Annotated in this window: 8 protein-coding genes; 3 read left to right on the top strand and 5 right to left on the bottom strand. The window is 63.7% G+C overall.

Annotated features, from left to right (window positions below; translation table 11 throughout):
* The 3 genes from EOD15_RS26985 to EOD15_RS26975 all read left to right on the top strand — a co-directional run.
* Positions 1-372, top strand: a 372-nt coding sequence (locus EOD15_RS26985) for an ABC transporter permease subunit (RefSeq protein ID WP_127408999.1), incomplete at its 5' end; no start/stop codon positions are given.
* Between the two features lie 10 nt (positions 373-382).
* Complete coding sequence (locus tag EOD15_RS26980; RefSeq protein ID WP_127321335.1) at positions 383-1,144, top strand: glucose 1-dehydrogenase; 762 nt, start codon at positions 383-385, stop codon at positions 1,142-1,144.
* Between the two features lie 298 nt (positions 1,145-1,442).
* Positions 1,443-2,207 (top strand): hypothetical protein, encoded by a 765-nt coding sequence (locus EOD15_RS26975; RefSeq protein WP_127321336.1) that lies wholly within the window; start codon positions 1,443-1,445, stop codon positions 2,205-2,207.
* Positions 2,208-2,353: 146 nt separating this feature from the next.
* On the opposite strand, the gene EOD15_RS26970 is transcribed toward EOD15_RS26975, so the two are convergent.
* The 5 genes from EOD15_RS26970 to EOD15_RS26950 form a co-directional block, all read right to left on the bottom strand.
* On the bottom strand, positions 2,354-3,862 hold the full coding sequence (locus EOD15_RS26970; protein ID WP_127321337.1) for an aldehyde dehydrogenase family protein: 1,509 nt from the start codon (positions 3,860-3,862) through the stop codon (positions 2,354-2,356).
* A gap of 20 nt (positions 3,863-3,882) precedes the next feature.
* Complete coding sequence (locus EOD15_RS26965) at positions 3,883-4,227, bottom strand: cupin domain-containing protein (protein ID WP_127321338.1); 345 nt, start codon at positions 4,225-4,227, stop codon at positions 3,883-3,885.
* A 22-nt stretch (positions 4,228-4,249) separates the two neighbouring features.
* Positions 4,250-4,597 (bottom strand): cupin domain-containing protein, encoded by a 348-nt coding sequence (locus EOD15_RS26960; RefSeq protein WP_245463772.1) that lies wholly within the window; start codon positions 4,595-4,597, stop codon positions 4,250-4,252.
* A gap of 9 nt (positions 4,598-4,606) precedes the next feature.
* Positions 4,607-4,957, bottom strand: coding sequence for a cupin domain-containing protein (locus EOD15_RS26955; RefSeq protein WP_127321339.1), 351 nt, complete (start codon positions 4,955-4,957; stop codon positions 4,607-4,609).
* Positions 4,954-5,888 (bottom strand): glycosyltransferase (locus EOD15_RS26950; RefSeq protein ID WP_127408998.1); only part of this gene is annotated, 935 nt, incomplete at its 5' end. The genes EOD15_RS26950 and EOD15_RS26955, both read right to left, overlap by 4 nt.

The raw sequence follows: 5,888 nt of genomic DNA, 5'->3' as shown, positions 1-5,888 counted from the left end.
GGCCTGTTCTCCATGGCGCTGGTGACGATGATCGTCGGCACGCGTCTCGGCAGCCTCGACCGCAATCTGGTCGAGGCGTCGAGCGATCTCTACGCGACGCCATTGACGACGTTCCGCTCGATCGTGCTGCCGCAGATCATGCCGGCCGTCGTTGCCGGTTTCCTGCTCGCCTTCACCTTCTCCTTCGACGATTTCATTGTGGCCTTCTTCGTCGCCGGGGCGCAGACGACGCTGCCGATCTATGTCTTCGCGTCGATCCGGCGCGGCGTGACGCCGGAGATCAACGCCATCGCGACGATCGTGCTCGTCGCTTCCGTGCTGCTTGTGGTGCTTGCCCAATGGCAATTGCGCCAGCGCAAGCCGTCGAACTGAAAGTCGCATCATGATCCTCAAAGACCGCATCGCCGTCGTGACCGGCGCCGGCTCCGGCATCGGGCGCGCCGGCGCCATGATCATGGGCAGGGAAGGCGCGGTGGTCGTCATCGCCGACAGGGATCAGGCCGCCGGCGAAGCAACGGCTTCGGACATAAGGGCAGTGGGCGGGCAGGCCGAGGCGATCGCCACTGACGTCGCGGACGACGGGGCGCTGGAAAAGCTCATTGCCGGCACGATCGAGAGGCACGGGCGCATCGACATCCTGCACAATCACGCCGGCATCCAGGTCGGCGGAACGCTGACCGAGGTCGAGGTCGGCGGCATGGACGCGTCATGGCGGGTCAATGTGCGGGCGCAGTTCCTGGCGGCCAGGATGGTCATGCCGTCGATGGTCGCACGAGGCGGTGGTGTCATCCTCAACACCGCCTCCAATTCGGGCGTGTTCTACGACCGCGAGATGATCGCTTACGCCACTTCCAAACACGCGGTAGTGGCAATGACGCGGCAGATGTCGCTCGACTATGCCCGGCACAATGTCCGCGTCAACGCGCTCTGCCCGGGCTGGGTCGACACGCCGTTCAACGAACCGTTCATCGCCCAGATGGGCGGACGCGAGGCGATCGAAACCTATGTCCGCACCAAGATTCCGATGGGACGCTGGGCCAGCGCCGATGAGATCGCGGAAGCGATCCTGTTCCTCGTCTCCGACCGCTCATCCTTCATGACCGGCCAGGCGCTGGTAATCGACGGCGGTGAAAGTATCGGCTGAGACTTGTGCTTTCTTTATCAATTGCCCTGTTTCAAAGCCTTTCCGATATGCCACGTCACGACTTTCACCCATGCCGCTGGATGCCGGCAGGACTATAGTCCTGCCGGCATGGGACTTCAGTGCCATCGCCGTTCAAGAGCACTGATTCGTGTTTAATATCAGATGGTTATGCTTCGGGCTGATCGGCAGATCGCGTATTGAGACAGCATTTGTCTAAAGTTTACTCTGTACAATTAGCGATTTCTCATAGGACGGTCGCTAGCGGTCGGGCCAGGTGACGATTCCCGAGGAGATTACCATGACAAACCGGAAAACTCTGTTCGCGGCGCTTGCCGCATTGGCGCTTCTGGCGTCTCCGGCGCTCGCCGGAGCCGGCGGCAACGGGCACGGCGGCGGCAATGGCGGTGGCAACGGCAACGGCGGGGGCAATGCCGGCGGTAACGGCGGCAATAGCAATGGCAAGAGCGGCGCTTCGCACGGCAAGTCTTCGTCGGCTCGGGGGCAGGTGGCAAAGGCCAAAACGGACGACACCACGGTCGACAAGACCACAAAGGTCTCGTCGGTTCCCAAGGAGAAGAACATCCACGCCAAGCTCGGCCGGCTGAACTCGCTTCAGCGCAACATCAACGCCTATATGAACTCGAAGAGCAAGAAGTTCGCTGCCATCCAGGCCTTCGTGACGCAGTCCGCCAAAGCCAAGGTCGCTCAGGCCGCCGCTGAAGCGGCCCAGGAGAAGCTGGATGCGCTGAATTCGCAGTTGAACGCGCTGACGTCGCTGACGCCCGAGCAGATTGCGGCCATGACGCCCGAAGATCAGGCGGCCTTGCCTGGGAAGATAACGGATCTGGAGGCCGAAATCACTGCCCAGGAGGCAGAGGTCACCGCCGCCAATGAGGCGGCTGCCGCGGCAGAGGTGGGCACCGATGATGCATCGCTCGACGCGGCACTGGCGGATATGGCCAACAAGCCGGTCGACGCTGCGGTCACGTCCTGGGCTCAGGGCGTCCTTGCCGACAAGATCGACCAGACGGCCGCCGCGATGCAGGCGGAAACGACGCCGTAACGACTTGCCGTTGAATCGGCAGTAGCCAATCGAAGAAAGATGCCGCCGGGCCTTCGCCCGGCGGCATTGCTTTTTCCCGGTCATGGACTGGCTATCCCAGGATAGCCACCGAGCTGGCTATCCGGAGCTGGCGAGGTTCGAAACACTCAGACGTGCTTGCGGCCGCCGGTCTCGCGGAACCAGCTGTCGGGGTACGGATACCACCATTCCTGGATTGCAGGCTTGTGGTCGATGATCACCATCTTGGAGCGGCGGAAGGCGTCGAGCCCCTGGCGTCCGAGCTCGCGGCCGAGGCCCGAGGCCTTCCAGCCGCCGAAGGGCAGGGCATCATTGTCGATCAGCGGGTTGTTGACCCAGACCATTCCGGCTTCGAGCCGTTCAGCCGCCTCGTGGGCTTCGGCCAGATCGGTGGTGAAGACAGAGGCGCCGAGCCCGAACGGGCTGTCATTGGCAAGCCGGATCGCCTCGTCGAAATCCCTGACCCGGCAGATGGCGGCGACCGGTCCAAAGCATTCTTCGCGCACAATTGCCATGTCCGGGGTGACGCCGGTCAGGATCGTCGGCTCGTAGAACCAGCCGGTGTTGTGTGCCGGAGGGATGCGTCCGCCGGTCACCGCCTTGGCGCCGTGGGCGATGGCATCGTCGACAAGACGCATGACTTTGGTCCGCGCGCTTTCGCTGACCAGCGGTCCGATCTCGGTCTTGTCCATGCCGTTGCCGATGCGCAGCGCCCGGGTCCTTTCGGCGAACAGCGCGACGAAGCGGTCATGAACGGCATCGACGACGAAGAAGCGCTCGGCGGAGGTGCAGACCTGGCCGGTGAGATGGAAGGCCGCGGTGACGCTGCCGGCCGCCGCGATCTCAAGCGGCGCGTGTTGGCTGACGATCAGCGGATCGCTGCCGCCGGCCTCGATGACGCAAGGCTTCATGCGTTCGGCGCAGGCGACCGCCACCGCCTTGCCGGCGGCGACCGAGCCGGTGAAGGCGACGGCATGGGTGCGATCGGAGGCGATCAGCGCCTGCGCCGTGGCCGCTCCACCAGGCAGGCAGGAGACCAGCCCTTCCGGCAGCGAGCGGAACACGGTCATGTAGTCCAGCGTCGACAGCGTCGTCGCCTCGGCCGGCTTGATGACGCAGGCATTGCCGGCGGCGAGCGATGCGGCGACCGTCCAGCACATCAGCAGGATCGGGAAGTTGTAGGGCATGATGTGGACGGATACGCCATAGGGCTCGTAGCGCGCATACTGGAACGAACCGGCCTGCGTCGTGCCGGCGATCTTGCCGGCATCGTCGCGCGCCATCTCGGCGTAATAGCGGAAGATCGGCGCGCAGTTGGCGATCTCGCCGATCGCTTCGGGGTAGGGCTTGCCCATCTCGCGCACCATCAGCTCGGCGCAGCGGGTGAAGTTGGCCACCTCGATGGCGTTGGCGACGGCATGCAGGTGCTTGGCGCGGCTCTTGGCGTCGAGCTTTTTCCAGGCGGCCTGCGCCCTGGTCGCGGTGGTGAGCACGGCATCGATCTCGCTATCGCTGGCTGCAGCGATGGCGCCGACTGTTTCGATCGTCGCCGGATCGATCACCGGCTTTGCCGTGCCTGCCATCGGCCGGTAGTCCGGGTTGACGAAGAAGGTCGGCCGGTCAGGGGAGAAATCCATGGACATCCTCTCGGATCCGCTCAGCGGATCATGTAGACCTTCTTGATCGTCTCATGGACGGTGCAGACGCCCTTCCAGTCCTGCGGGAAGAAAGCTGCGGTGTCCGGTTCGATCTCGATGACCTCGCCGGATTCGTGGACGTAGGTGCAGCGTCCTTCGAGGAAGTGGCAGAACTCGTCGCGGGTGACATGGCAGTGCCATTTGCCTGGTGTGCAGACCCAAAGCCCGCATTCGGAGCGGCCTTCCGGTCCCTTGTGCAGCAGCTTGCCCGAGGTGTGGGATTGCCCCTCGATCATGGTCGGGATGACGCCCCAGTCGACGAGGTCGGTAACGGTGAGCGGGGATTTCATGATGGGTGTGGTCATGTCGATTTCCTTGAAAGGGTGCTCAGCGGCACATGAAGGCCTTGATCAGCGTTTGCGTGATGATGGAGGTGCCGGTCCAGCCGGCTGGGAAGAACACAAGCGTGCCGGCCTCGACCGGGATCTCTTCGCCGTCGTCATGGACATAGCTGCCACGGCCTGAGAGGAAATGGCAGAACTCGTCGGCGCCAAAGGTGACCTTGCGCGTGCCCGGCGTGCATGACCACAGGCCGCATTCGCTCGATCCGTCCGGGTTCCGGGACAGGACCCTGCCCGAGGCGTGCGGCGAACCGGCGAGCGTGTTGCTGCCCGCCCCAGTCCTCCAGTTCCACGCTCGAGGCCTTCGGCCAGTGCGGTGTCGGCATGTCGTCAAGCTCCGTGGTCAGGCCAGCATGTAGACGTTGCGCATGGTCTCATGCACGGTGCATTCACCCGTCCAGCCGGCCGGGAACATGACCACGGTGCCGGCGGAAACGTCTATCAGCTCACCGACATCGGACCGGTAGGTCGCGCGGCCGGCGACGAAATGGCACAATTCATCGCGCGGGATGCTCAGGCGCCAGCGGCCTGGCGTGCACACCCAGATGCCGGATTCCGGCTGGTTGTTCGGGCCTTTGTGCACGAGTTTGCCGGTCGAGTGGGAGGCGCCTTCCAATGCGTCAGGTTGGGCGCCCCAGTCGACGAGATCGGCGCGGGTGGTGGCTTGGTGGAGGTGGGGAGCGGAGGAGGTCATAGCAGCGTCTCCAACAACCCGGCTGCTTTCTCCGGCCCATTCTGCGCGCGCATCTGCGCCGATGTCTTCGCCAGCTTGGCTTTCATCGCCGGGTCGGTCAGGCAGGTTTCGATCTTGGCAATCAGCTCGGCATCGGTCCAGTCGTAGCGCGGCATGCCGAAGCCGTGGCCGGTTTCCTCGACGCGGGTGGCGTTGTCGTGGCCGTCCCAGACATAGGGCATGATGATCGCCGGCTTGCCGAAATAGAGGCACTCGGTGAAGGAGTTGTTGCCGCCATGGTGGATCACCGCATCGATCTGCGGGATGACCGAAGGCTGCGGGAACCAGCTCTCGACGATCACATTGCCGGGCACGTCCGTGTACTGATCCTTGTAGCCGCCGACATTGACCAGCGCCCGGTAGCGCGTCTTGCCCAGGGTCGCGATGATGCGCTTCAACAGCTCGACATCGCCGGCGCCGAGGCTGCCGAAGGAGACATAGAGCAGCGGCCCGTCATTGTTTTTGGCGAATGTCGGCACCGTGTAGGGTTTCTCCTGCCGCACGCAGCCTTCCAGATACTGGAACTTTGCCGGGTCGAGCGGATGGCGGCGCTTGAACTTTGCCGCTTCGGGATAGAGCAGCAGGTTGAGATGGGGCGAGGCCTCGAAGAACTGGCCGATCGGATAAGGCGCCTCGTTGTTGGCGGCGAGGAAGGCGTTGAAGTCGTCATGGATCGGCTTGATCACCGCGTTGAAATGATCGCGGTAGCGCTGGTGACCGGCGTGGTCGTTCTCGCCGCAGCCGGAGAGATGGGGCGGGATGTCCTCGTCGTCGATCTCGTTTTCCGAGCAGGAGATGACGCGCACCCAGGGTTTGCCGAACTGCTTGATCGCCGGAAACAGGATGACGTTGTCGACGCAGATCACATCCGGCTTGATGGCTGAGAGAACGC

Source organism: Mesorhizobium sp. M7A.T.Ca.US.000.02.2.1 (genome assembly GCF_003996995.1).
Classification (GTDB): Bacteria; Pseudomonadota; Alphaproteobacteria; order Rhizobiales; family Rhizobiaceae; genus Mesorhizobium.
This window is presented reverse-complemented; position numbering and strand designations above follow the sequence as displayed.